The following is a 26933-nucleotide window of genomic DNA, read 5'->3' on the forward strand; positions in this document are numbered from 1 at the left end:
CGTTTCCTTCAGGTTAACGACCGCTAACCTTCCTGTCTAGAATTACTTTCATGGCCACGAGAACCGACGCACCCACCCGTCGCGAGCAGATCCTCAAGGAAGCCGCCCGGCTCTTCGCCGGGCGCGGCTTCCACGGTGTGGGAGTGGATGAGATAGGGGCCGCGGTCGGCATCAGCGGCCCCGGTCTGTACCGGCACTTCCCCGGCAAGGACGCGATGCTCGCCGAGCTCCTCGTGGGCATCAGCGGACAGCTGCTGACCGGCGCGAAGCGGCGCGTCGCGGAGGCCGACGGGAACCCTTCGGAGCAGGTCCTCGACTCCCTCATCGAGGGGCACATCGACTTCGCGCTCGACGACCGCCCCCTGATCACCCTGCACGACCGCGAGCTGGACCGCCTCCGCGACAGCGACCGCAAGCTCGTGCGGCAGCTCCAGCGCCAGTACGTCGAGCTGTGGGTGGAGGTCGTACGCGAGGTCTATCCGGCCCTGGCCGAACCCACGGCCCGCTCGGCGGTGCACTCGGTCTTCGGGCTGCTCAACTCCACACCGCACCTGGCCCGCCCGGGCTCACTGCCGGGCCGCGCCACCAGTGCCGCTCTGCTGCACCGGATGGCCAGGGGCGCCTTCGAGGCGGCGGGGACGTGACGAGCGTCTCGGGACGGTTGCTCTGGACGCCGCTCGTGACTGCCCGGTAACCTGGATGCTGAGCAAGCGCTTAGCCGTGGGACCGTAACCATCAATTGAGCAACCCCCACGGCGAGCAACCAGATACGCGAGAGCGGCGCCGGCTTAGGCGCAGAGAGGTGTCGGCGGTGCGCCGTACTGTGTTCAACGAGGACCACGAGGCGTTCCGGGAGACCCTCCGGGCCTTCATCGAGGCCGAGGTCGTCCCCGTCTACGACGAGTGGTTCGCCGCGGGCCAGGCGCCGCGCGACTTCTACTACAAGCTGGCCGAGCTGGGCGTCTTCGGCATCCGTGTGGACGAGGAGTACGGCGGCGCGGGCATCGACTCGTACAAGTTCGAGGCCGTGATGTACGAGGAGACCGCGCGCGCGGGTGTCTCCTTCGGCGGCTCCGGTGTGCATGTGCTGCTCGGCCTGCCCTACATCAAGGCGCTCGCCACCGACGAGCAGAAGAAGCGCTTCCTGCCGAAGTTCGTCTCCGGCGAGGAGATGTGGGCCCTCGCGATGACCGAGCCGGGCACCGGTTCCGACCTCGCGGGCATGAAGACCACCGCGAAGCTCTCCGAGGACGGCACGCACTACGTCCTCAACGGCTCCAAGACCTTCATCACGGGCGGTGTGCACGCGGACAAGGTCATCGTCTGCGCCCGTACGTCCGCGCCCACGGCCGAGGACCGCCGCTTCGGCATCTCCCTCTTCGCCGTGGACACCAAGTCCGAGGGCTACTCGATAGGCCGCAAGCTCGACAAGCTCGGCCTGAAGACCTCCGACACCGCCGAGCTGGCGTTCGTCGACGTGAAGGTGCCGGTCGAGGACCTGCTCGGCGAGGAGAACAAGGGCTTCTACTACCTCGGCGGCAACCTGCCCTCCGAGCGCTGGGGCATCGCGTTCGGCGCGTACGCGCAGGCTGCGGCGGCCGTCCGGTTCGCCAAGGAGTACGTCCAGGAGCGCACCGTCTTCGGCAAGCAGGTCGCCCACTTCCAGAACACCAAGTTCGAGCTGGCCGCCTGCCAGGCCGAGGTGGACGCCGCGCAGGCCGTCGCCGACCGCTCCCTGGAGGCCCTCGACGCGGGCGAGCTGTCCCCGGCCGAGGCCGCGAGCGCCAAGCTGTTCTGCACCGAGGTCGCGCACCGCGTCATCGACCGCTGCCTCCAGCTGCACGGCGGCTACGGCTTCATGAACGAGTACCCGATCGCCCGCCTGTACGCGGACAACCGTGTGAACAGGATCTACGGCGGCACCAGCGAGGTCATGAAGATGATCATCGCGAAGGACATGGGCCTGTAAGGTTCCCGAAATTACTGGCCAGTAGAAATGGCTCCATGAGTCAGGCACTTCAGTCTCTCCTCGATCTGCTCGACCTCGAGCAGATCGAGGAGAACATCTTCCGCGGCCAGTCCCGGTCCGCCGTCGTCCCACGAGTCTTCGGCGGACAGGTCGCGGCACAGGCGCTCGTCGCCGCGGGGCGTACGGTCCCCGACGACCGGTTCGCCCATTCCCTCCACTCGTACTTCCTGCGCACCGGCGACGCCGGCGCGCCCATCGTCTACACCGTGGACCGCATCGGCGACGGCCGTTCCTTCACCACCCGCCGGGTGGTCGCCGTCCAGCACGGGCAGCCGATCTTCCACCTCTCCGCGTCCTTCCAGAAACGCGAAGAGGGCTTCGACCACCAGACGCCGATGCCGTACGCGCCCGACCCCGCCACGCTCCCCACCGCCGAGGAGCGGCTCCCCGCGTACAAGCACCTCGACCCCGACGTCGTGGAGAAGTTCCTGGAGTCGCGCGCCGCGGTCGATCTGCGCTACGTCGACGACCCGCCGTACGGCAGGTTCGGGGAGCCGCGCGAACCGCGCTCGCAGGTGTGGTTCCGCACCAACGGCAAACTCGCCGACGACCCGCTGCTGCACGTCTGCCTGGCCACCTACGTCTCCGACATGACGCTCCTGGACTCCATCCTGCTCGCCCACGGGCGCGGCGGCTGGGCCGTCGGCGATGTCGTCGGCGCCTCCCTCGACCACGCGATGTGGTTCCACCGGCCCTTCCGTGCCGACGAATGGCTGCTGTACGACCAGGAGTCGCCGTCCGCGTCGGGCGGGCGGGGTCTGGGCCAGGCCCGCATCTACACGCAGGACGGACAACTCGCCATATCGGTGATCCAGGAGGGCGTGGTCCGCGTCCCCCGGTAACACTTGGGGCATGGCTGAAGCTGCACAGGCGGAACAACAGGGCGGCGGCGAGAGCACCTTCACGGTGATCGTCGCCGCCGTCGCCAATCTCGGGATCGCACTCGCCAAGGCCGTCGCCGGCGTGATCAGCGGATCCAGCGCGATGCTGTCCGAGGCGGCGCACTCGGTGGCGGACACGGTCACCGAGTTGCTGCTGCTGACCGCGCTGAAGCGCAGCGAGAAACCGGCGGACGAGGACCATCCGCTCGGATACGGGCCCGAGCGCTACATCTGGGCGATGCTCGCGGCGGTCGCCACCTTCGTCGGCGGCGCGGTGTTCTCGATCTACGACGGCATCCACACCCTCGTCGCGGGCGAGGAACTCGGCGACCCGCTCATCTCGTACATCGTGCTTGCCGTCGCCTTCCTCCTGGAGGGCTACTCGCTGCGCACCGGCGTCCGCCAGGCGCGGGGCGAGGCGGAGCGCTTCGGGGCGTCCTTCAAGCTCTACTTCCGGCACACGCCCGACACCGCCGTGAAGGCCGTCGTCATGGAGGACTCGGCCGCGCTGGTGGGCCTGCTGCTCGCAGCGGGCGGCCTGCTCGGCGGACAGCTCACCGGCTCCGGGGTCTGGGACGGCGTCGCCTCCCTCTGCATCGGCCTGCTCCTGCTGTACGTCGCCTGGGTCCTCGGCCGCTCCAACGCCGAGCTGCTCATCGGGCGGCCGCTGCCCAAGCCGATGCGGGAGCGGATCCGGGCCGAACTCCTCGCGGTGGAACACGTGGAAGCCGTACTGGAGTTGACGACCCTGGTGCAGGGGCCGCACGAGGCGCTGGTCGCCGCGAAGGTCGACTTCCGGGATGTGTCGACGGCCGCGCAGATCGAGTGGGCCTGCGAACAGGCGGAGGCGCGGCTGCGGGAGGTGTTCCCCGGGGTGAGCCGCGTGTATCTGGACCCGACGCCGGGGTACGCGCAGCGGCGGGAGGAGGGGCTCAATCCGTGGCCGTGACCACGGATTGAGCGGGTGGGGTCAGAGCAGGCCCGCCGCGTCCAGGAGGTACGCCGTCATCGGGTCGTAGAACCGCGGGCTGGTGACGTGGTCGTCCAGCGGGATCGCGACCTGGAGGGTGCCCTCGGACTCGGCGAGGAACAGGGCGGGGTCGTTGCAGTCGGCGTAGCCCATGGAGTCGATGCCCTGCTGGCCCGCGAAGCCGGCCCAGCCGTGGTCGGCGAAGACCAGGTCGGGCAGCGGGCGGCCCTCCCGCTCCAGGCCGGTGAGGATCGCCCGCATAGGCTCGCCCGAATGGGTGTGCCAGAGGGTGGCGCCGTGTTCGAGGACCGCGACGTCCGCGAACTGCATGACGTATCCCTCGTCGGTCTGCAGCCCGTCCGGGATGACGATGATCTCGCAGCCGGCCGCGCGCAGGGCCCCGGCGGTCGCGCGGTGCACGTCGAGCAGGCCGCCCGGGTGGCCGGTCGCGAAAAGCACGCTCTGGGTGCCGTCGGCCGCCTTGCGCAGCCGTGCCGCCGCCCGGTCCAGGGCGTCGACCGTCAGCTCCGGGTCGATGGTGTCCTGCCCGTACCGGTACTCGGGGTCGTCGTTCACACCGCAGCGCTCAGCCATCACCGCGAGCACGTCCTGCTCGTCGCTCCAGCGGTCACCGAGCTCGAGTCCGAGCCACCAGTTGCGCTCGCCGTTCGCCAGCTTGCGGTAGTGAGAGAGGTTGTTCTCGCGGGGAGTGGCTACGTCGCCCGCGATACGCGTCCTGACGAGGTGGTCGACGAGCTCTTGGCGGCTGGGGATCCCGGGTATCGGCATAGGTCCATTGTGCCGTCGGCGCCGCCGGGCGACCCGGATGTCCCGAACCCTGGGATACGGGTCACTTGTGTGTACGGGGTCCTGTGGGCCTCGGGTGCCGTGTTGCCGCCGGCCGGAGTGACCGGGCTCCGCCGCTCCGCGACGGGCTTTCCCAGGCCGCTCCGCGGCAGAACACTCCCAGCCGCTCCGCGGCGTGTTTCCCACCCACCCACCCGTCTCGGCCTCTTGAAGGGCTCGACTTGGCGCCTGTGCCTCACCCGTCCCGCAACGCGAACCACAACTCCATCCGCACATCCGGATCATCGAGGTCCGCCCCCAGCAACGCCGAGCACCGCGCGATGCGTTGGCGCACCGTGTTGCGGTGGACGGACAGCGCCACCGCCGTACGGTCCCAACTCCCGTGCAGGGAGAGCCAGGTGCGCAAGGTCTCGGTGAGCGCGGGATTCGCGGCGATCGGGGCGAGCAGGGCGCGCGCGTGGGCCTCGGCGTCCGACGCGGGCACGAGATCGGCGAGCGCGGGACGCTCCCCGTGGCGGACCAGCGCCGTACGGGTGGCACGGGCGCGGGCCAGGGCACGGGCGGCCTGTGCGTCGGCCGCCACCCACTCGTGCGGGCCGACGGGCGCGCTGACCCCGCAGGTCCAGCCCGCCTGCGGGGCGGGCTCACGGTCGCCGGGCACGAGGACGCGTACGACGTCGCGGCCCGTGTCGACCAGCGCGGAGCCCAGCGCCGCACCCAGCGCGGAGGCGGCGACGGCGTCCGGCGCGGGGCCGTCCCCGGCGGGCCGCGCGTGCACGACGATCCACCGCTCCCCGCCGCCCAGCAACGGCGCGACCGCCTCCGGCGAGGCCCCCAGCAACAACCGCACGAGCGCCGCCGACCGCGCCGCCCCACTGCCGCTCTGGTGCTCCCCGGTGAGAAGGGAGAGCAGCACGGCCGCCACAGACGCGATGGTGTGATCCCCGGGCTCACGCCGCGGCGCCCCGACCCCGAGCACGAAACCCTGTCCGGCCCCCAGGGCGTAGGCGGCGAGATGCGTGCCACCCACGGTGTCGGTGGCGGAGGCGGGCGAGGGGCCACTCTGGGTCCCCCCGGGCCGCACGACCCGGGCCAACTCGGCGAGGGCCTGCACGGCGGTTTCCCCCGCCACCCTCCCCGCCCGCGCAAGCTCCGCCCCCTCCGGCCCGTACAGCACAGCCCAGCCCCCCACCCGCCGCGCGAGCTGCCGCAGCACCGCGGGTACCGGATCCGGGCGGGCAGCAGCCGCCGCGAGGCTCTGCTGGGCCTCCGTGACCCGCCGCAGCTCCGTGTGGCGGGCCTGGGCCATGAGTTGCCAGACGGCTCGGGCCACTCCCGAGAAGGTGGTGCGGGGTGGGACCTCCAGGAGGGGGAGGCCGTATGTGTCGCAGGCGGCGACCAGGGCGCGCGGGACCGTGTCGTGGACCGGGGCCAGGCCGAAGCCGAGGGCTGTGCCGCCTGCGGCGACGATTCGGGAGACGTAGTCGTCGAAGTAGGTGCCCGAGCCTGCCGCCTCCGGGATGTGGACGCCGGCGGTGAGGAGCAGTTCGCCGCCCAGCAAGTAGGGGTACGGGTCCGCCATCTCCGAGGTGTGCGCCCAGTGGATCACCGTGTCCGGGTCGGAGGGGCCGGCGATCTGATGCAGGCCGAGATCCTCGCGGGCAAGGAGCGCGGAGAGCGGTACGGGCGGAGTCGGCGGGACGGGCGAGGTGGGTGAGGCAGGCAGGGCGGATGCGTCCGGCATGGGTGGACGTTCCCTCCATCCGGTTCAGCGGCAGTGGATGAAACGTACACTTCAGAGTCGCTTTCCGGCCACCTAGTGTCGTGACCGCCGGTAGCAGCGGGTACGGGCGGATGTCCCCGCGATCAGTCACCGGCCGGTCCTCAGGGCCAGAGCCCCACACCCACCTGCACGACACGCCACCGAGCGCTCGGAGGAGACCCCCATGGCCGTCGACTACACAGTGATCGTCGTCTATCTGGCCGGCATGCTGGCCATGGGCTGGTGGGGCATGCGCCGTGCCAAGTCGAAGAGCGAGTTCCTCGTCGCGGGGCGGCGTCTCGGCCCCGCCATGTACTCGGGGACCATGGCCGCGATCGTGCTCGGCGGCGCGTCCACCATCGGCGGGGTCGGCCTCGGCTACCAGTACGGGCTCTCCGGGGCCTGGATGGTCTTCGCCATCGGCCTCGGACTCCTCGCGCTGTCGATCTTCTTCTCCGCGCGCATCGCCCGCCTGAAGGTCTACACCGTCTCCGAGATGCTCGACCTCCGCTACGGCGGCCGCGCGGGGGTCATCTCCGGTGTCGTCATGTGGGCGTACACCCTCATGCTCGCGGTCACCTCGACCATCGCGTACGCCACGATCTTCGACGTCCTCTTCGACATGAACCGGACGCTCGCGATCGTCCTCGGCGGCTCGATCGTCGTGGCGTACTCGACGCTCGGCGGCATGTGGTCGATCACGCTCACCGACATGGTGCAGTTCGTCGTCAAGACCATCGGTGTGCTGCTCCTGCTCCTGCCCATCGCGGTCGTCAAGGCCGGCGGGTTCAGCGAGATGAAGGCGAAGCTGCCGACCGAGTACTTCGACCCGCTGGGCATCGGCGGCGAGACGATCTTCACGTACGTGCTCATCTACACCTTCGGCATGCTGATCGGGCAGGACATCTGGCAGCGCGTGTTCACCGCGCGCAGCGACACCACGGCGAAGTGGGGCGGCACGGTCGCCGGTACGTACTGCCTGGTGTACGCCGTCGCGGGCGCCGTCATCGGTACCGCGGCCAAGGTCATGTACCCGACGCTGCCCAGCGCCGACACCGCCTTCGCGACCATCGTGAAGGACGAACTCCCGGTCGGGGTGAGGGGCTTGGTGCTCGCCGCCGCCCTCGCCGCCGTGATGTCGACCTCCTCCGGCGCGCTCATAGCCTGCGCCACCGTCGCCAACAACGACATCTGGTCGCGGCTGCGGGGAGCCACCGCGGACAAGGACAGCGAGGAGCGCGACGAGGTCAGGGACAACCGCGTCTTCATCCTGGTCATGGGCATCGCGGTGATCTGTACGGCGATCGCGCTCAACAACGTCGTCGAGGCGCTGACCGTCGCGTACAACCTGCTCGTCGGCGGGCTCCTTGTCCCGATCCTCGGCGGGCTGCTGTGGAAGCGCGGCACCGCGCAGGGCGCACTCGCCTCCGTCGTGGTCGGCGGCGTCGCGGTCATCGGCCTGATGGCGACGTACGGCATCCTCGCGAACGAGCCCGTGTACTACGGGCTGCTCTCCTCGCTGGCCGTCTATGTGATCGTCTCGCTGGCCACGCCCGCGACCGACGCCGCCGTACTGGTCGCCTGGCGCGAGCGCCTCGCGGGCCGGGTCGCCGAACCCTTGTCCGAACCAGTCCCGGCTCACCAGTAGAGTCGTATCAGCGGTACTTAGTTGTACATACGCGATGTTGCGTAGGAAAGAAGGCATTTCATCATGAGCAGCAACGAGACGCCCCGCGGCCCCGTCGACTCGTCCCGCATCCCGCGGTACGCAGGACCCGCGACCTTCGCCCGGCTGCCGCGCCTCGACGAGGTCGGCACCGCCGACGTCGCCGTGGTCGGGGTGCCGTTCGACTCCGGCGTCTCGTACCGGCCGGGCGCCCGCTTCGGCGGCAACGCGATCCGCGAGGCGTCCCGGCTGCTGCGCCCCTACAACCCGGCCCAGGACGCCTCGCCCTTCGCCCTCGCGCAGGTCGCGGACGCCGGTGACATCGCGGCGAACCCGTTCAACATCAACGAGGCCGTGGAGACGGTCGAGGCGGCGGCCGACGAACTGCTCGGCACCGGCGCCCGCCTCATGACGCTGGGCGGCGACCACACCATCGCGCTGCCGCTGCTGAGGTCCGTGGCCAAGAAGCACGGCCCCGTCGCGCTGCTCCACTTCGACGCCCATCTCGACACCTGGGACACCTACTTCGGGGCCGAGTACACGCACGGCACGCCATTCCGCCGGGCGGTGGAGGAGGGCATCCTCGACACCGAGGCGCTCTCGCACGTCGGCACCCGCGGCCCGCTGTACGGCAAGCAGGATCTCACCGACGACGAGAAGATGGGCTTCGGCATCGTCACCTCGGCGGACATCTACCGCCGCGGCGCCGACGAGGTCGCCGACCAGCTGCGCCAGCGCATCGGCAACCGCCCTCTCTACATCTCCATTGACATCGACTGCCTGGACCCGGCGCACGCGCCCGGCACGGGCACGCCGGAAGCGGGCGGCATGACCTCCCGCGAACTCCTGGAGATCCTGCGGGGGTTGTCGTCCTGCAACCTGGTGTCGGCCGACGTCGTCGAGGTCGCGCCCGCGTACGATCACGCCGAGATCACGGCGGTGGCCGCGTCCCACACGGCGTATGAACTCACGACCATCATGTCCCGCCAGATTGCAGAGGCACGCGCGAAGTGACCCACGACCACGACCTGGAGCTCCGCCCCACGGCCGCCCAGACCGCAGCCGCCCTGAACCCGCCCCCCGGGCGCAACGGCGGAGACCTGGTCGTGGAGACCCTCACCGGTCTCGGCGCGACGACCGTCTTCGGCCTGCCAGGGCAGCACGCGCTTGGCATGTTCGACGCCCTGCGCCGCTCCTCCCTCCAGTACGTGGGCCTGCGCGTCGAGAACAACGCGGGGTTCGCGGCGGACGCGTACGGCCGCATCACCGGTGAGGCGGCCCCGCTGCTGCTGTCGACGGGCCCGGGCGCGCTGACCTCGCTGGCCGCGCTCCAGGAGGCGGCCGCGGCTTCCTCCCCCGTCCTCGCCATCAGCAGCCAGATCCCCACCGCCGGGCTCGGCGGCGGACGCCACGGCTATCTGCATGAACTCCCCGACCAGCAGGCGTCGTTCAGGGGAGTGGTGAAGTCCGTGCACACGGTCCGCAGTCAGTCCCAGATCCCGTCGGCGATCGCGGCGGCGTGGGAGTCGGCGCTGACGGCCCCGCACGGCCCGGTGTGGGTGGAGATCCCTCAGGACGTGCTCCTCGCCGAGACGTCACTGCCGGTCGTGACGGCGATGGACGCGACCCCGGAGGACGTGGTCCCGCGCCCCGAACTCACAGCAGTGGCGGCCCACTTGCTGTCGAACGCCGCCCGCCCCGCGATCATCGCGGGCGGCGGAGTCGTACGAGCGGACGCGTCCGGCAAGCTCCGCCAACTCGCCGAGAAGCTGAACGCCCCCGTCGTCACCACCTTCGGCGGAAAGGGCGCCTTCCCCTGGGAACACCCGCTCTCCCTCCAGTCCTGGCTGGAGGACCGCCACACCACGGACTTCCTGGAGGACGCGGACGTCCTCCTCGTGGTGGGCTCGGGCCTGGGCGAACTGTCGTCGAACTACCACACGTTCAAGCCCCGGGGCCGCGTCGTCCAGATCGAGGCGGACCTCGGCAAACTGGAGTCCAACCACCCGGCGCTCGGCATCCACGCGGACGCCCGCCTTGCGCTGTCGGCGCTCCTGGAGACGGTTTCCGACCGCGCGGACGACACGGCGCGGGAGCGGGTGCGTACGGTGCTCGCCCGGGTCGGGGAGCGCATCGCCGCCCAGGAACTCACCCTGGAACAGGACGTGTTGGCGTCCGTCCGCCAGGCGCTGCCGGCCGGCTCCCCGTCCTTCTGGGACATGACGATCCTGGCGTACTGGGCGTGGTCCGCCTTCGACCCGCGCGGGTCGAACACCATGCACTCCGCCCAGGGCGCGGGCGGCCTCGGCTACGGCTTCCCCGCCGCACTGGGCGCGGCGACCGCGGACCCGACCCGTCCGGTCCTCGCGGTCTCGGGTGACGGCGGCGCGTTGTATTCGATCGCCGAACTCGCCACGGCCAGGCAGTACGACCTCAACGTCACCTGGCTGATCGTCGACGACGGCGGCTACGGCATCCTCCGCGAGTACATGACGGACGCCTTCGGCCAGGCCACGGCGACGGAGCTGGCCCGCCCCGACTACGTGGCCCTCGCGGAGTCCTTCGGGGTGCCGGGCGTGCGCACGAGCCCCGAGACCCTGGAGACGGACCTGTCGAAGGCCCTGGCGACACCCGGCCCTTCGGTGGTGCTGCTCCCGGCGGTGCTGCGGATGTTCGCGCCGACGCATCTGGACTGACGGTCACCTGGGCTGACGGCCACGGCGCCCCTGGTTCGCTAGGGCAGCGCCAGTTCCGCCCAGGTCGCCTTGCCGGCGGCGCCCAACCGGGGGCAGTAGCCCCAGCGTTGGGCCAAGGCCTGGATGAGGGTGAGTCCCCGGCCGCCCTCGTCTCCCGCGGCCGCCTGCCGGGGCAGGGGGCGGTGGTCGTCCGCGTCGGCGACCTCCACGCGCAGGAGACCGTCGTACGTCGCCAGGCGCAGACCGATCCCGAGGCCGGGCGCGGTGCAGGCGTGCTGGAGTGAGTTGGTGACCAGTTCCGTGAGCAACAGCTCGGCCGTTTCGGCCACTTCACCGTCGATCTGCCAGTCGGTGAGCTGGGCGCGGAGCAGCTGTCGGGCGTGCGGGGCGCTGCGCGGGGTGCGCGGGAGCTGCCAGGTGGCGTCGGTGACAGCAGCGTCGGTGACAGCGGAGTCGGTGGCTGTTTCGGGCATGCGGGTCCCCTCCTGGCCGAGCAGGTTGCCGAGGTTGAACTCCCCGTTGGGCACGGGGAGTTCAACCGGTCGGCAGGTGGCTACCAGATCGCCTCGACCCACTCCGGGTGGTCGATGAACGGGTTGCGGTTGTGCTGGTAGTTGTCGTAGATGAGCTGGTTGCGCTTCTCCTCGAAGGCGCTGGGCGGGTCCGCCTCGTTCCACGCCTTGAGGACGGAGAGCTTGCCCATGTAGGGGTTGCTGCCGTTGTTCACCAGCTGGTTGGGCTCGAGGTCGGCCCAGCCGTCGTCGCCTTCGTAGCGGACCGTCATGTAGAGGATCATGCGGGCGACGTCGCCCTTGTCCGCGGCGCGCGGCTCGAAGGAGTCGGAGTCGGTGAGGCTGCCGCCGCCGTTGGTGACCGTGCTGCCGCCGTTGTCGAAGTCCTTGTTGCCACGGATGCTGTTGACCTGGACGTCGGCGGGACGCAGGTGGTGCAGGTCCGTGCCGGGACCGGTCGCCTCGCCGAAGTCGCCGTGGGACTTGGCCCAGGTGTGCTCGCGGTTCCAGTCGCCCACGTCGCCGCCGTTGAGGGACTTGGCGCGCGAGACGCCGCTGTAGAGCAGGATCACGTTGCTGCTGTTGTTCGGGTCCTGGTCGGTCACCATGAGCGCGTTCCAGACCGCGGAGTACGAGATCTTGGTCTGGGGGGCGATGATCGTGTGCAGCGAGGACTTCAGGCTCGTGCCGGTCTTACCGATCGCGTTCTTGTAGTACGTGCTGTCGTACGCGGTGGTTGTGGCAGCGGCGGGGGACGCTGCCAAGGTCGGGAGGGTGACGCCGACGAGAACGGCGGACGTGGCCACCGCAAGCGCCTTCCATCTGCCTATCTGCGCAACGGACATGGGGGTGCCCTTTCCCGGGATCGGCACACATGTGAACGCGGCTGCGTTCGCCTCAACGATGCTGCGTTCTACGCGTGTTGACTTTTTTGGTAACCGGGAGCGTGGCATGTGTTGGGGGTCGGCCGTGTAACCAGTGAGAGGCGTTTGTGTGACGTTATGGAATAGAGAGCAACCCCTGACCGTGAGAACGGTCAGAGGTTGCTCTGCGCGAGGGTTTACCCCAACTGGAGGAGGGTTTCCCCTAGTTGACGTCCGACGGGTCGAGCCGGTAGAGCGACTGGGTGTTCTGGGTTCCGGTCGCGGAGTCGGAAGTGGAATCGGAAGCGGAATCGGACTCGGACGTGGAGGAGGAACTGCCGCTGTACTCGCTCTCCTTCACCGCCGTACCGTTCTTCTCCACCCAGGTGGTGACCTCCGAGCTGATGCTGGAGTCGCCGCCCATGCCGCCGCCTCCGCCGCCACCGAGCTGGATGTAGTGCAACTCGCCTGCCTTCACCAGCTCCTTGAGCTTGGCGAGCGTCATCGCCTTGTCGGTGCCGGACCAGCCCCACATGGAGATGACCGGCTCCCCGCTGCTCAGGATGAGCGACGAGGCGGTCTGTGAACTGGACACCGCGAGCAGCCACTCGGCGCCGTCCTGGTTCTTCTTCAGGTACGTGATGAGCTCGCTGCTGGTGTCGCCGCCCATGCCGCCGCCACCGCCACCGAAACCGCCGCCCGCGCCACCGCGCTGGCCGGCAGCCCCGCCGGCTGCGCCTCCGGCAGCTCCTTCGGCCGCCTCGCCGGTCCCGTCGGCGCCGTTCGGGGGCGTACCCATGCCGCCGCCCTGCTGACCGCCGCCCTGCTGACCGCCGTCCTGCTGGCCCCCGGGCGCAGTGCCGCCCGGCGCCCCGCTGGGCATGCCGCTCGGCGCGCCACCCGTGCCACCCGCCTGGCCGCCCTGCTCGGCGCCGGGCTGCTGGCCACCGGCCATCGCGGCACCGCCGCCCATCCGGCCGCCACCGCCCCCGCCTCCTCCACCGAAACCGCCGCCACCCGTCGTGGGCCCGGCAGTCGGGTTGGTGCCGCCCATGCCGCCGGCCGTGCCCGCGGGCACCGAGGCGGCGTACGCGGCAGGCCCCGCGACCGACGCGACGACCGCCGCGGCGATGGAGACCGCGAGGAGCCGTGCCCGGTGACCGGAGCGGAAGACCAGCAGACCCACGATCGCCAGCGCCATGACCACCGCGATCGTCGGCCACAGCCAGGTGTTCCAGCCGGAGGCCCGGCGCAGCAGCACGACGGCCCAGATGCCGGTGACCGCCAGAGCGGCGGGCAGCACCCACGCCCACCGCTTGTCCGCCCGGAAGGCACGCAGCAGCATGACGCCGCCGCCACCGCAGAGCGCCGCGATACCGGGCGCGAGGGCGGTCGTGTAGTACGGGTGCATCGTGCCCTCGGCCATGCTGAAGGTGAGGAAGTGGAGCGCGGTCCAGCCGCCCCACAGCACCAGCGCGGCGCGCGTCAGGTCCGTGCGCGGCGCCCGCCCGCACAGCACCAGGCCGCCGACCAGCGCGATGCCCGCGAACGGCAGCAGCCACGAGATCTGGCCGCCCAGCGTGTCGTTGAACATCCGGCCGATGCCGGCGGTCCCGGAGAAGCCGCCTCCGCCACCCCCGCCGCCTCCGCCGTTGCCCTCGCCGCCGAAGACCCGGCCGAGGCCGTTGTAGCCCATGATCAGGTTCCAGGCGGTGCCGTCCGTCGAGCCGCCGATGTACGGCCGCTCGGAGGCGGGTACCAGCGACACGGCGGCAGGCCACCAGAAGCTGGCGACCGCCAGGGCCACGCCCGCGATCAGCAGGTTCACGATGCGCTTCACGAGGCCGAGCCGGGACGCGTACAGGTACACGGCGAAGACGGCGGGCAGCGCGATGTAGCCCTGCAGCATCTTCGTGTTGAACGCGAGCCCGAAGCAGACCGCCGAGCCGATGAGCGGCAGCAGCCTGCCGTCCCGCGTCGCGCGCAGCGCGAGTGCCGCGCCCGCCACCATCAGGAGGACGAGCAGCGTGTCGGGGTTGTTGTCCCGGTTGATGGCCACCGTGATCGGCGTCAGCGCGAGGACCAGCGCGGCCACGGTGGCCGCCGCGTGTCCGAAGACCCGCTTCACGGAGGAGTGCAGGATCCAGATGGTGCCGACCGCGGACGCGATCAGCGGCGCCATCATCTGCCAGGTCCCGTAGCCGAAGACGCGGCAGGACAGGCCCATCACCATCAGGACGAAGGGCGGCTTGTCGACGGTCATGAAGTTGCCCGCGTCCAGCGAGCCGAAGAACCAGGCCTTCCAGCTCTGCGTGCCGCTCAGCACGGCGGCGCTGTAGAAGCTGTTCAGACCGGACGAGGAGAGGTTCCAGGAGTACAGCACTGCGGCCAGCAGCATGATCGCGATCAGGGCGGGGAGTGACCAGCGCGGCGCCTTCTCCGGTGGCCCGGGCGGTCCGGGCGGCGTGGGAGCGGGCGAGTCGGGGGCCACGGGGGCGTGGGGGTGTGGGTCGGTGGCAGATGTCACCAGCGCATCCTGCGAACAGGCGGTGGGCGCGCGCTGTGGCCTACCTGGGGGCGACCTGTGAATCCCGGCAACTGTCGGTCACGGCCCGTACAACGGTTCGCCAACACGTTCGGCAAGCCGTACAACCATTCGTACACACAGGTGAGTCAAAGGGGGCGAGCGTGCCGGGGGTGCGCTCGTATCCACCCAAGGGGACGGGAAGCCTTCATGACTCACCGCATATCGCGGCGCGCCCGCGTGCTCGGCGCAGGCATCGGCGCCGGGATGCTCATACCGCTGGTGGCCGCCGCGGCGCCCGCTGCCGCAGCCACGCCGCAGGTCAGCTGTACGTCCGCGAAGGCGGGGCTGGCCACGAAGCTTCAGAGGGACATCACCGCCGCGCTCGCGAACCGTACGGGCACCATCGCGGTCGGCCTCTACGACCGCAGTACGAAGACGACCTGCTCTCTCAGATCGTCCACCGCGTACGACTCGGCCAGCGTCGTCAAGGTCACCGTCCTCGCCACGCTGCTGTGGGACGCCAAGAAGCACAACCGCTACCTCACACAGCGCGAGGCCGACCTCGCCAAGGCCATGATCACCAAGTCGGACAACGCCTCGACCAGCACCCTGTGGCGTCAGCTCGGCCTGACGAAGATCAAGGGCTTCCTCACCGCCGCCGGGATGACCCAGACCAAGCCGGGAGCGGACGGCTACTGGGGCCTGACCCAGATCACCGTGCGCGACGAGCAGAAGCTGCTCGCGCTCACCACCGCGAAGAACTCGGTCCTGAGCGACAACGCCCGCGCGTACATCCTCAAGCTGATGGGTCAGGTCATCTCCTCCCAGCGCTGGGGTACGCCGGCGGGGGCGCCCGCCGGTGTCGCCGTGCACGTCAAGAACGGCTGGCTGTCGCGGGCCACGCACGGCTGGCGGGTGCACAGCGTCGGCACTTTCAAGGGCGGCGGCCACGACTACACGATCACGGTCCTGACGCACGGCAACAGCACCATGCAGTACGGCATCAACACCATCCAGGCCGTGGCCAAGGTCATCCACAAGGACCTGGCGGCCAGCTGACCGGCGCATCGAGGGAGGACCCAACTCCCCGGAATTCACGACCAGTACGCCTGCCCTAAACCAGCAGCCGCCTACCGTGTCGCCATGCGCCTGCGAACCGTACTCGCCACCCTCACCGCCGGCCTGGCGGCGGCCACCACCCTCACCGCCGCCGGGCCCGCCACCGCCGCTTCGAGCAGCAGCGCCAACGCCTGCTCGCCCTCCGTCGCCATCGCCGGCTTCTCCGACGCGCTCGACAAGACGACGTACGAGGGCACCTTCGTCGGCAACTTCTCCGCGCTCGCCGTGGACCGGAACGGCCAGATCGCCGCCGTATCCGACCGGTCCTCCCTCTTCACCCTCGACGCGAAGACCCTTCAGCCCACCGGTGTCGTCCCGCTCGCCGACGAGAACGGTGCCGCGCTCGACTCCGAGGGCCTGGTCGTCGACCGCGACGGCACGCGGCTCATCTCCTCCGAGACCGAGCCCTCCGTACGCCGCTACTCCCGCGACGGCAAGATCCTCGACCGTCTCCCCGTACCGGACGCCCTCAGGGTCGCCCCCGCGGGCCGCGCCACCACGAACCAGACCTTCGAGGGCCTGACCCTGCTGCCGGGCGGTCGCACCGTCCTCGCCACGATGGAGAACAGCATCAGCGGCGACAGCAAGGAGATCGTCCGCTTCCAGACCTGGGACCGGAGCAAGGGGACCTTCCGCCTCGGTGCCCAGTACGGCTACCGCACCGACACCGGCCTCGGTGTCTCCGAGGCCACCGCCACCCCCGACGGCCGCCTCCTCGTCCTGGAGCGCGGCTTCACCGCGGGCGTCGGCAACACCGTCCGCCTCTATCTGGCCGACCTGCGGCACGCCACGGACACCGCCGGTGAGGCGACGCTCACCGGGCAGGACGGCGTACGACTGGTCAAGAAGACCCTGCTCGCCGACCTGGTGAACTGCCCGTCACTGGGTGCCACGGCCAAGCAGCCCCAGCCCAACCCGCTCCTCGACAACATCGAGGGCCTGACGATCACCGGCCGCACCAAGGGCCGCCTGGACCTCCTCCTGGTCAGCGACGACAACCAGAACGCGGCCCAGATCACCCGCTTCTACTCTCTGCGCGTCCGGCTGCCCCGATAAGCCGCCCCTTTTGTTGCGGAGGGATGAAATCCGCTTCGCTGAGCGTTGGTGCCTTCCGGCGGACTGAGATCTACGGAAGGCACCCGCGTGGCAGCGCAAGGGGGATGGGCACGGCGACTCGCCGGGTACGCATGGCGGCACCCGAAGGACGTCGTGCTGGCGCTCGGCTCCTCGCTGGGCGGCATGGCGATCATGGCGCTCGTCCCGCTCATCACCAAGGTGATCATCGATGACGTGGTCGTGGGCCACACCAAGGACATGGCCCCCTGGGCGGGCGCGCTGATCGCCGCCGCCGCCGTCGTCTACGTCCTCACCTACATCCGCCGCTACTACGGCGGCCGCCTCGCCCTCGACGTGCAGCACGACCTCCGTACCGAGATGTACGAGACGATCACCCGGCTCGACGGCCGCCGCCAGGACGAGCTGTCCACCGGACAGGTCGTCGGGCGCGCCACCAGCGACCTCCAGCTGATCCAGGGCCTCCTCTTCATGCTGCCGATGACCATCGGCAATGTGCTCCTCTTCCTGATCTCGCTCGGGATCATGGCCTGGCTGTCCCTCCCGCTCACCCTCGTCGCGCTCGCCGTCGCCCCTGCCCTGTGGGTCGTCGCCAAGCGCAGCCGCTCCCGGCTGCACCCCGCCACCTGGTACGCGCAGGCCCAGGCCGCCGCCGTCGCGGGTGTGGTCGACGGCGCCGTCAGCGGCGTACGCGTGGTGAAGGGCTTCGGGCAGGAGGAGCAGGAGACCGGGAAGCTCCGGGAGGTCGGGCGCAGGCTCTTCGCGGGGCGGCTGCGGACGATCCGGCTGAACTCCAAGTACACCCCGGCGCTTCAGGCCGTACCCGCCCTCGGACAGGTCGCGATGCTCGCCCTCGGCGGCTGGCTCGCGGTGCGCGGACAGGTCACGCTCGGCACCTTCGTCGCGTTCTCCTCGTACCTCTCGCAGCTCGTCGGGCCCGTGCGCATGCTGGCCGTGGTGCTGACCGTCGGACAGCAGGCCCGGGCCGGCGCCGAGCGCGTCCTCGAACTCATCGACACCGAGCCGTCGATCAAGGAGGGGACGAAGACCCTTCCCGCCGACGCGCCCGCGACCGTCGAGTTCGACGACGTGTCCTTCGGATACGAGGAGGGGCGGCCGGTCCTGGACGGGCTGAGCTTCGAGATCCGGCCCGGCGAGACCCTCGCCGTCGTCGGCTCCTCCGGGTCCGGCAAGTCGACGGTCTCGCTGCTGCTTCCCCGCTTCTACGACGTGACGCACGGCGCCGTTCTCGTCGGCGGCCACGATGTGCGCGAGCTGACGACCGAGTCGCTGCGGGCCGCGATCGGGCTCGTCCCCGAGGACTCCTTCCTCTTCTCCGACACCGTTCGCGCCAACATCGCGTACGGCCGCCCGGAGGCGAGTGACGAGGAGATCGCGACCGCCGCCCGCGCCGCCCAGGCGGACCGTTTCATCAGCGAGCTGCCGAAGGGCTACGACACCACGGTCGGCGAGCACGGCCTCACCCTCTCCGGCGGCCAGCGTCAGCGCGTCGCCCTCGCCCGCGCCATCCTCACCGACCCGCGCCTGCTCGTCCTCGACGACGCCACCTCCGCCGTGGACGCCCGCGTGGAGCACGAGATCCACGAGGCGCTCAGCCAGGTCATGGAGGGCCGCACCACCCTCCTGATCGCACACCGCCGCTCCACCCTCAACCTCGCCGACCGCATCGCCGTACTCGACGACGGACGCCTCGCCGACATCGGCACGCACGAGGAACTCCAGCGGCGCTCTCCGCTGTACCGGCGGCTGCTCACCGACCCCGACGAGCTGGGCGGCGTCTCCCCGGGACACGCCCTGCCCGCAGTGCCGCAGGAGGACACCTCCGTACGGGACGAGCTGGACGCCGAGTTCGACGCCGAGCGCGGGGTCACCCCACGGCTGTGGACCGGCGACCGCGAGCCCAAGGACAACGCGCTCGCCGGGATGCCCGCCACCCCCGAACTCCTCACCCAGGTCGAGGCGTTGCCCCCGGCCACCGACACCCCCGGCATCGACGAGGCGCGCGCGGTCAGGCCCGAGGAGTCGTACGGGCTGCGGCGGCTGCTGCGCGGCTTCGGGGCGCCGCTGCTCCTCAGCCTCGGGCTCGTCGCCGTCGACGCCGGCATGAGCCTGCTGCTGCCCGTGCTGATCCGGCACGGCATCGACCAGGGCGTCTCCGAGGTCGCGCTCGGCGCGGTGTGGGCGGCGTCCGGGTTCGCGCTGATCACCGTGCTCGTCCAGTGGGTGGCGCAGATCGGCGAGACGCGGATGACGGGACGGACGGGGGAGCGGGTCCTGTACTCGCTCCGGCTGAAGATCTTCGCGCAGCTGCAGCGCCTCGGACTCGACTACTACGAGCGGGAGTTGACCGGGCGGATCATGACCCGGATGACGACGGACGTGGATGCGCTGTCGACGTTCCTGCAGACCGGTCTTGTCACCGCCTTCGTCGCCGTCGTCACCTTCTTCGGCATCATGGCCGCGCTCCTGGTGATCGACGTGCAGCTGGCGCTGGTCGTCTTCCTGACGCTGCCGGTGCTGGTCGTCGGCACGTTCTTCTTCCGCCGGGCGAGTGTGAAGGCGTACGAACTCGCCCGCGAGCGGGTGTCGGTGGTCAACGCCGACCTCCAGGAGTCGGTCTCCGGGCTGCGGATCCTCCAGGCGTTCCGGCGCGAGGGCTCGGGCGTGCGGCGGTTCGCGGCGGGCAGCGACAGCTACCGGCAGGCGCGTACGCGCGGCCAGTGGCTGATCTCGGTCTACTTCCCGTTCGTGCAGCTGCTGGCGTCGGTGGCCGGGGCGGCGGTGCTCGTGGTGGGCGCGAACCGCGTCGACGCCGGGACGCTCACGACGGGCGCGCTGGTGGCGTACCTCCTCTACATCGACCTGTTCTTCGCGCCCGTGCAGCAGCTCTCGCAGGTCTTCGACGGCTACCAGCAGGCGACGGTGTCGCTGGGCAGGATCCAGGAGCTGCTCCAGGAGCCGACATCGACGGAGGCCGCGGACAAGCCCCTCGAGGTGCTGTCCCTGCGGGGCGAAATCGCCTTCGAGGACGTCGACTTCGCGTACGGCGACGACGAAGAGGCCCTGAGCCAGGTGTCGTTGAGCATCCCCGCCGGGCAGACCGTCGCCTTCGTCGGCGAGACCGGCGCGGGCAAGTCGACGCTCGTGAAGCTGGTCGCGCGCTTCTACGACCCGACCGGCGGGCGGGTGACGGTCGACGGCACGGACCTTCGCGACCTCGACATCACCTCCTTCCGCCATCGCCTCGGCGTCGTCCCGCAGGAGGCGTACCTCTTCCAGGGGACGGTCCGGGACGCCATCGCCTACGGCCGCCCCGACGCGACCGACGCCCAGGTGGAGGCTGCCGCACGCGCGGTCGGCGCGCACGACATGATCGCGACGCTCGACGGCGGCTACCTCCACGAGGTCGCCGAGCGCGGCCGCAACCTGTCCGCCGGACAGCGCCAGCTGATCGCGCTGGCCCGCGCCGAACTCGTCGACCCGGACATCCTGCTCCTCGACGAGGCCACCGCAGCCCTGGACCTGGCGACGGAGGCACTGGTCAACCAGGCCACCGACCGCATCGCGGGCCGCCGTACGACCCTCGTCGTCGCCCACCGCCTGACCACGGCCGCCCGCGCGGACCGGGTCGTGCTGATGGCCCGTGGGCGGGTGGCCGAGGACGGCACCCACGAGGAGCTGCTCGCACGGGGCGGTCAGTACGCGGAGCTGTGGCGGACCTTCGTGGGGGCGGCCGAGCCGGGGGAGCCCGTCGGCCACGTGGTCTGAACCTCTCTCACCTTCGCGCAACCATTCGACGTACCTCGTGCGTCCGTACACCAGTACGCTCATGGGCTGCGGTACGGGAGGGACGACAGTGGACATTGGTGCGCTACGCCGACGGGTGGCGCTCGGTCTGGCCGTGCTCACCGCGTCCGGGCTGCTCGCGCTGATGAGCCCCGGCAGCGCGGCGGCCGCCGCCTCGTACTGCTCGGGCCGCGAGGTCCGCAAGCTGCCCTTCTCGACCGGGACCGTACGGGTCTACAAGAGCCGCGGATACGTCTGCGCCGTGACCTTCCCGAAGAGGCAGGGGGCCCGGAAGTACATGTCCGTCAGCGTGCGTGCCCGCGGCGGCCGGCCGGACAAGGACGAGGGGCTGTTCTCGCACCACGCGGGCCCGGCGAAGGTGCACGCGGGACGCCGCTGCGTGTGGATCACGGGCTCCGTCGGCAGGGGCTCGGTGAGCTCGGGCTGGATCCTGTGCTGAAGCACCTTCCGGAACCTTCTCAGCCGAATCACCGCAATCCCACAGGGATTGCTCAATCACCCCTGGTGTCACGCGAGTTGCTCCGCTAGGTTCCGGCGGACATCTGCGTAACTCCAGGGGAGGGTGCATGCGCAAGGCGCTCAGATGGCTGCTGGCGCTCACAGTGCTCATAGGCACGTTGAGCACGGCGGGGGCGGCCACCGCCGCCCAGCCGGAGGCCACCACCGGCACCAGCACGACCAGTGCGGACATACTGGACAGGCTTCTCGCGATACCCGGGATGAGCCTGGTCCAGGAGAAGCCGTACACCGGCTACCGCTACTTCGTTCTCAACTACACCCAGCCGATCGACCACCGGCACCCGTCCAAGGGCACGTTCCAGCAGCGCATCACCGTGCTGCACAAGGACACCGCGCGCCCGACGGTCTTCTACACCGGCGGCTACTTCGTCTCCACGACGCCCAGCCGCCGCGAGCCGACCCAGATCGTGGACGGCAACCAGATCTCGATGGAGTACCGCTTCTTCACTCCGTCCCGGCCCGACCCGGCCGACTGGTCCAAGCTCGACATCTGGCAGGCGGCCAGCGACCAGCACCGCATCTTCAAGGCCCTCAAGCCGATCTACGACAAGAAGTGGATCTCCACGGGCGGCTCGAAGGGCGGCATGACCGCCACGTACTACGAGCGCTTCTACCCGCGTGACATGGACGGCGTCGTCGCGTACGTCGCCCCCAACGACGTGGTGAACAACGAGGACTCGGCCTACGACCGCTTCTTCGCCGGCGTCGGCACCAAGGAGTGCCGCGACCGGCTCAACGCCGTGCAGCGCGAGGCGCTCGTACGCCGTGAGCCGCTGGAGAAGACGTACGCGGCCTACGCGGCCGAGAACGAGTACACCTTCACCACGATCGGCAGCCTCGACAAGGCGTACGAAGCGGTCGTCCTCGACTACGTCTGGGGCTTCTGGCAGTACAGCCTGCTGGCCGACTGCGACACGATCCCGGCGGACGCGGTGAACGCCACCGACGAGGAGATCTGGACCTCCATCGACACGATCTCCGGGTTCTCCTTCTACACGGACCAGGGCCTGGAGCCGTACACGCCGTACTACTACCAGGCGGGTACGCAGCTGGGCGCGCCGACCATCGGGTTCCCGCACATCGAGAAGAGCCTGATCCGCTACGGCTACCAGCCGCCGCGGAACTTCGTGCCGCGGGACATCCCCATGAAGTTCCAGCCGTCGGCGATGCGTGACGTGGACTCCTGGGTCAAGAACAACGCCAACCACATGCTGTACGTCTACGGCCAGAACGACCCGTGGGGCGCCGAGCGCTTCCGCCTCGGCAAGGGCGCGCACGACAGTTACGTCTTCACCGCGCCGGGCCTGAACCACGGCGCCAACGTCGCGGGTCTCGTCGCCGACGAGAAGGCCCTCGCCACGGCCCGCATCCTCCAGTGGGCGGGCGTCGCCTCGGCGGCGGTCCAGTCGGACCCGGCGGCGGCCAAGCCGCTGGCCAAGTTCGACGCGAAGCTCGACCAGCGTGATGTGGAGCGCGAGCCCGCGTTGCGGCCGTAACTCCCGGGCCGCGGACGCACTTCCGTCCGCGGCTGCAACTCCCTTGCTGCGCCCGCCCGTTCGCTATATCGGGCGGGCGCAGCCCACCGGCTTTACGCCGCCGAGCTGGACGTACAGCTCGGTCGAGGGCGGGCACTTCGAGCGGTCCTCGACCGCCGAAGTCACCTTGTACTCCGGGGGTTTGCTGCCCGTGCCGTCGCAGGCGGTCTCGCGGACCTTGCCACTGCCGGAGCTGTAGACGCAGTCGCCGACGAGGGTGCGGGGGCCTCCTCCGCCGCCCGGGTCGCCGGGGTGCGGCGGTTCGAGCTTGCGCATACAGGCGTAGCCCTGCGGGACCGCGCCGTCGCCGTCCTCGTCCGAGGCGGGCCGCGTCTCGCTGATGTGCAGGACGAAGTCCGTGTTCGCAGGGCAGGAGGGGCCGTCCGCCACCTTGCCGTCGTAGCGGGCGACGACCCGCGCGGCCGCCCGTTCGCTGGTGCAGAGCACCTCGGTGAAGCTGGTCGTCCCGAACGAGCTGCACTCGCCGACCGCGAGGAACACGGCGCCGTAGCCCGAGGGCCGGACCGACGCCGTACCTCCGGCGGGCACGGACGCGGAGGGCTCCGTGGGTCCGGAGGAACTCGACAGCGCGTCGCAGCCGGTGAGTATCGACACCGCAAGCGCGCACGTGGACAGCGCGCCCAGCCCTCTCCGTCCCAGCACGCCCCGCCCCGACGTGCTCCGGCCCAGCACGGTATGTGCACCCCGCATGGCTCGCATTGGCAATCCCCCCGGTACCCCTGCCCAGCGTGACCCGCGACAGCGGACCACGCCAGGCATGTGGGGGGCTTTGCGCCACTTGGGTGGGGTGCGCCGGGTGTGCGGCGTACGTCTAATACGTCAACCCGTGCCCGATCGGATACAGCACCTGCGTCGGATCGTCCGCCCGCTGCACCGGCACCGGCAGCTCGCCCCGCGGCTCCGCGCGGCCCGCGATCACCCGGGCCGCCGCCCGCAGTTCGACGTCGGTCCAGGAGTACGCCGCCAAGTAGGCCGGGACATCCGGGAGTTGGGCCACGTCGTACGGGTTGCGGACGGCGACCGCGATGACCGGGACGCCGGTGCCGAGAAGCTGGCTGACCAGGGTCTTCTGGGAGCTGGTCGCCGACACGTTGTACGTCCCGACGACCACCGCGTCCGCCTCGCCGGCCGCCGTGACCGCGCGGGCGATCGTCGCGGCCGAGGGTGCCGTCCCGGTGGACAGTGCCGTCGCCGTGAAGCCCAGCTCGGTGAGGGCCCTGGCGAGGACCGTGGTGGGCGGTCCGTCACTGCCGGACGGGGAGGCCGGGTCGGCGCCGACGACCAGCACCCTGGGGGAGCGGCGACGGGAGAGCGGCAGCAGGTCGTCCTTGTTGACCAGCAGCGTCGTCGTGCGCTCGGCGATCCGGTCGGCGGCCCTGAGGTGTGCCGCCGTGCCGACGGAGCGGTCGACACCGGCGTCGGTGACGTACGGGTTCTTGAGCAGCCCCAACTTCGACTTGAGACGGAGGACGCGCAGGATCGACTCGTCGAGGCGGGCCTCGGTCAGCTCGCCGTCCCGCACGGCCTTGAGGACGGCGTTCCAGGCGATGTCGAGGGAGGGCGGGTTGAGGAGCTGGTCGACACCGGCCTTGAGGGCGAGCACGGGGACGCGGTCGTCGCCGTACTTCGTGCGTACGCCCTCCATGCCGAGCGAGTCGGTCACCACGACGCCGTCGTAACCGAGTTCGCCGCGCAGGATGCCGGTGAGGATCACCGGCGAGAGCGTGGCCGGGTCACCGGAGTCGTCCAGGGCCGGGACCATGATGTGCGCGGTCATGATCGAGTCGATGCCGGCGCGGATGGCGGCCCGGAAGGGCGTGGCGTCGAGGGTCCCCCACAGCTCCCGGCTGTGCGTGATGACCGGGAAGCCGTAGTGGCTGTCGACGGCGGTGTCCCCGTGCCCCGGGAAGTGCTTGGCCGTGGCCGCGACATCCGCGCCCTGATACCCCTTCACCTGGGCGGCGACCAGCTCCGCCACGGCGTCCGGGTCGGCACCGAAGGAACGTACGCCGATGACCGGGTTGGCCGGGTTCACGTTCACGTCGGCGACCGGGGCGTAGTCCTGGCGGATGCCGAGCGCGTGCAGTTCGGCGCCCGCGATCCGGCCGGCCGTACGGGCGTCGCCCCGCGAGCCTCCCGCACCCAGGGCCATCGCACCCGGGAGCAGCGTCGCGGGCTTGCCCACCCGTGCCACTATCCCGTGTTCCTGGTCGGTCGAGATGAGGACGGGCAGGCCGTGGGGCTGTTCCAGGGAGGCCTGCTGGATCCCGTTCGAAAGGCCCGCGATCTGGTGCGGATCACGGGTGTTGTGCGCCCACGCGAAGTAGATGATCCCGCCGACGCGATACTTGGCGATCAGCTCGGCGGCCGTCCTGACGCCGATCTCCTTGAGGTTGGCATCGATGTCGGCCTGGTCGGGCGCGGTCGCCGAGTGGCCGTACACCCGCATCACGAAGAGCTGTCCGACCTTCTCCTCCAGCGTCATACGGGAGATGAGGGCGCGGAGTTCCTTGTCGTCGGGTGGGCCGGCGTACGCGCTTGTGCCGGTGGCGAGGGCGGCGGTGACGCCCGCCGTGGCGGCGAGAACGGTACGTCTGGACGGTCTGGTCCTGCTGGGGGTGGTGCTTCCCGTGCTGGAGTCGCGCACGTGGCGCTCCTTCCCTCATGAAGGAAACTTCCGAGGAGTCACGAATATCCGGGAAGTTTCTTCCAGTCAAGGGTGTGCGCATTGACGCGCGGCGGATCGCGGTGGGGGTCGTCACCGGCGCTGTTGGAGGGGGGCGCGCCGGTGACGACATGCTGCCGGCCGCAGGCGGCGGAGAGGGTAAGTCAGCTTTCGCAGCCAGCAGCGATGCCGACACCGCTCTGCGGAGACTCATCCGACAGCGTGCGGATTGGACGGGCCGACGGGGATCCGGGTTCCCCGGATTCACCGGAACCCTGGAAGTTGGGACGGAGGAGACAACTGTGGCACCCGCCCCCCCCGCTGTGGGCATGCGTGCCGCTAGGGGCGGCACGGGTGGGCACAGCGGCACCCCGCAAGCGCCGGGCCACGCGACCCACCCCGACGGCAACCCCCACCCCGGGCAACCGGCAATCAGAACCTCAGCCGGACCGCCGCTCGGACACAGACGCCCAATGCCCCTGCAAGGTCCGCACCATCTCCGCGATAGCGGGCCGCCGAGAAGCCCCAGTACGCCACAACGCGTACAACCGCCGCACCGGCATGGGATCGAGAGCCACTTCCACAACCCCCTCGGGAAGCACCCCCCGCCCAAGCCGAGGAATCAGCGCAACCCCCAACCCCGCCGCGACAAGCGCAACAAGCGTCGGATTCTCATCGGCCTGATGCACGATCTCCGGCTCACACCCCGCCCCCCGCAACGTCCGCACCAGCCACTCATGACACACCCGCCCCGGCGGCTGACAGATCCACCGCTCCCCCTGAAGATCCTCCCGCTGCACGGCAGACCGCCCGGCGAACGGATGCCCGGCCGGCACCAGCAGATCGCACAGATCGTCCCCGATCACCGCCTGCTCCACCCCCTCGGGCGCAGGCAACGGCGCGATGTCCCAGTCGTGCGCGACAGCCATGTCCACCGCCCCCTTGGCGACCAGATCGACGGAGAGATGCGGATCGACCTCGGTCAGCCGGGTGTCCAGCGCGGGATGCCGCCGCGCGAGATCCGCGAGTACGCCGGGCAGCAGCCCCCGCGCCGCCGACGCGAACGCGGCCACAGTCAGCCGCCCCGCAGGCAGCCCGCGCCGCTCCTCCAGCTCGGTCTCGGTGCGCTCGACGATGGACAGCAACTCCTGTGCGGCGGCGGCCAGATGATGCGCCTGCTCGGTGAGCCGTACGCCCCGCCCCTGCCGTTCCAGAAGTACGGTCCTGGTCTCCCGTTCCAGCTTCGCGATCTGCTGGGAGACGGCGGACGGCGTGTACCCGAGCGCGGCCGCGGCGGCACCGACGGTGCCGTGGACGGAGACGGCGTGCAGGGCGCGCAGGCGTTGGAGATCGAGCACGGGGACTCCCGGGGGGTGCGGCGACGCAGCCACCTTACGTAAGCATCGCTACATCCGACCATGCAGATATCCGCGCTGGTGCTACACGGTGCGCAAGCCCG

The 26933-nt window shown here is 70.5% G+C and carries 20 protein-coding genes; 12 read left to right on the forward strand and 8 right to left on the reverse strand.

Annotation, left to right across the window (positions count from 1 at the left end; genetic code table 11):
- The first annotated feature begins 50 nt into the window (after window positions 1-50).
- From OG266_RS28305 to OG266_RS28320, 4 genes are all read left to right on the forward strand, one after another.
- Entirely contained in the window at window positions 51-644 is a 594-nt protein-coding gene (locus OG266_RS28305) for a TetR/AcrR family transcriptional regulator (RefSeq protein WP_371548980.1), read from the forward strand.
- A gap of 167 nt (window positions 645-811) precedes the next feature.
- Entirely contained in the window at window positions 812-1969 is a 1158-nt protein-coding gene (locus OG266_RS28310) for an acyl-CoA dehydrogenase family protein (RefSeq protein ID WP_266461774.1), read from the forward strand.
- 35 nt (window positions 1970-2004) lie between these two features.
- Window positions 2005-2871, forward strand: a complete 867-nt coding sequence (gene tesB, locus OG266_RS28315; protein ID WP_371548981.1) for an acyl-CoA thioesterase II — start codon at window positions 2005-2007, stop codon at window positions 2869-2871.
- Between the two features lie 10 nt (window positions 2872-2881).
- The gene (locus tag OG266_RS28320) at window positions 2882-3859 is read left to right on the forward strand and encodes a cation diffusion facilitator family transporter (protein WP_266461780.1); all 978 of its coding nucleotides are present in this window, start codon (window positions 2882-2884) and stop codon (window positions 3857-3859) included.
- A 21-nt stretch (window positions 3860-3880) separates the two neighbouring features.
- Here the strand turns inward: OG266_RS28320 and OG266_RS28325 are convergent, their stop codons facing one another.
- Both OG266_RS28325 and OG266_RS28330 read right to left on the reverse strand, forming a co-directional pair.
- Complete coding sequence (locus tag OG266_RS28325; RefSeq protein ID WP_371548982.1) at window positions 3881-4669, reverse strand: phosphatase; 789 nt, start codon at window positions 4667-4669, stop codon at window positions 3881-3883.
- A gap of 253 nt (window positions 4670-4922) precedes the next feature.
- Window positions 4923-6431 (reverse strand): PucR family transcriptional regulator, encoded by a 1509-nt coding sequence (locus OG266_RS28330; RefSeq protein WP_371548983.1) that lies wholly within the window; start codon window positions 6429-6431, stop codon window positions 4923-4925.
- A gap of 202 nt (window positions 6432-6633) precedes the next feature.
- Here OG266_RS28330 and OG266_RS28335 point away from each other — a divergent pair, with 202 nt between their 5' ends.
- From OG266_RS28335 to OG266_RS28345, 3 genes are all read left to right on the forward strand, one after another.
- A complete protein-coding gene (locus OG266_RS28335; RefSeq protein ID WP_371548984.1) occupies window positions 6634-8097 on the forward strand; it encodes a sodium:solute symporter in 1464 nt (487 codons plus the stop codon).
- A gap of 63 nt (window positions 8098-8160) precedes the next feature.
- Complete coding sequence (speB, locus tag OG266_RS28340) at window positions 8161-9129, forward strand: agmatinase (protein WP_266461794.1); 969 nt, start codon at window positions 8161-8163, stop codon at window positions 9127-9129.
- Window positions 9126-10811, forward strand: coding sequence for a thiamine pyrophosphate-binding protein (locus OG266_RS28345; protein ID WP_371548985.1), 1686 nt, complete (start codon window positions 9126-9128; stop codon window positions 10809-10811). The genes speB and OG266_RS28345 overlap by 4 nt, the downstream gene beginning before the upstream one ends.
- Before the next feature lie 38 nt (window positions 10812-10849).
- Here the strand turns inward: OG266_RS28345 and OG266_RS28350 are convergent, their stop codons facing one another.
- The 3 genes from OG266_RS28350 to OG266_RS28360 form a co-directional block, all read right to left on the reverse strand.
- The gene (locus OG266_RS28350) at window positions 10850-11338 is read right to left on the reverse strand and encodes an ATP-binding protein (protein ID WP_371548986.1); all 489 of its coding nucleotides are present in this window, start codon (window positions 11336-11338) and stop codon (window positions 10850-10852) included.
- Window positions 11339-11364: 26 nt separating this feature from the next.
- Window positions 11365-12168, reverse strand: coding sequence for an endonuclease I family protein (locus OG266_RS28355; RefSeq protein WP_266461804.1), 804 nt, complete (start codon window positions 12166-12168; stop codon window positions 11365-11367).
- A gap of 241 nt (window positions 12169-12409) precedes the next feature.
- Window positions 12410-14713 carry an ArnT family glycosyltransferase gene (locus OG266_RS28360; RefSeq protein ID WP_371548987.1) on the reverse strand — a complete coding sequence of 768 codons (2304 nt, stop codon included), beginning with the start codon at window positions 14711-14713 and terminating at the stop codon, window positions 12410-12412.
- A 207-nt stretch (window positions 14714-14920) separates the two neighbouring features.
- Here OG266_RS28360 and OG266_RS28365 point away from each other — a divergent pair, with 207 nt between their 5' ends.
- The 5 genes from OG266_RS28365 to OG266_RS28385 all read left to right on the forward strand — a co-directional run bounded on the left by OG266_RS28365 (window position 14921) and on the right by OG266_RS28385 (window position 22749).
- Window positions 14921-15772 carry a serine hydrolase gene (locus OG266_RS28365; protein WP_371548988.1) on the forward strand — a complete coding sequence of 284 codons (852 nt, stop codon included), beginning with the start codon at window positions 14921-14923 and terminating at the stop codon, window positions 15770-15772.
- Between the two features lie 84 nt (window positions 15773-15856).
- A complete protein-coding gene (locus OG266_RS28370; RefSeq protein ID WP_371548989.1) occupies window positions 15857-16888 on the forward strand; it encodes an esterase-like activity of phytase family protein in 1032 nt (343 codons plus the stop codon).
- 87 nt (window positions 16889-16975) lie between these two features.
- Complete coding sequence (locus OG266_RS28375) at window positions 16976-20695, forward strand: ABC transporter ATP-binding protein (protein WP_371548990.1); 3720 nt, start codon at window positions 16976-16978, stop codon at window positions 20693-20695.
- An 88-nt stretch (window positions 20696-20783) separates the two neighbouring features.
- Window positions 20784-21173 (forward strand): hypothetical protein, encoded by a 390-nt coding sequence (locus OG266_RS28380; protein WP_266461817.1) that lies wholly within the window; start codon window positions 20784-20786, stop codon window positions 21171-21173.
- Window positions 21174-21300: 127 nt separating this feature from the next.
- Window positions 21301-22749, forward strand: a complete 1449-nt coding sequence (locus OG266_RS28385; RefSeq protein ID WP_371548991.1) for a S28 family serine protease — start codon at window positions 21301-21303, stop codon at window positions 22747-22749.
- Between the two features lie 63 nt (window positions 22750-22812).
- Here OG266_RS28385 and OG266_RS28390 read toward each other — a convergent pair whose 3' ends face one another.
- The 3 genes from OG266_RS28390 to OG266_RS28400 all read right to left on the reverse strand — a co-directional run bounded on the left by OG266_RS28390 (window position 22813) and on the right by OG266_RS28400 (window position 26832).
- Entirely contained in the window at window positions 22813-23451 is a 639-nt protein-coding gene (locus tag OG266_RS28390) for a hypothetical protein (RefSeq protein WP_371548992.1), read from the reverse strand.
- 169 nt (window positions 23452-23620) lie between these two features.
- Complete coding sequence (locus tag OG266_RS28395) at window positions 23621-25456, reverse strand: glycoside hydrolase family 3 protein (RefSeq protein WP_371548993.1); 1836 nt, start codon at window positions 25454-25456, stop codon at window positions 23621-23623.
- 458 nt (window positions 25457-25914) lie between these two features.
- Window positions 25915-26832 (reverse strand): LysR family transcriptional regulator, encoded by a 918-nt coding sequence (locus tag OG266_RS28400; RefSeq protein ID WP_371548994.1) that lies wholly within the window; start codon window positions 26830-26832, stop codon window positions 25915-25917.
- Window positions 26833-26933: the final 101 nt, after the last annotated feature.

The sequence above is a fragment of the Streptomyces sp. NBC_00554 genome (genome assembly GCF_041431135.1).
GTDB lineage: Bacteria > Actinomycetota > Actinomycetes > Streptomycetales > Streptomycetaceae > Streptomyces.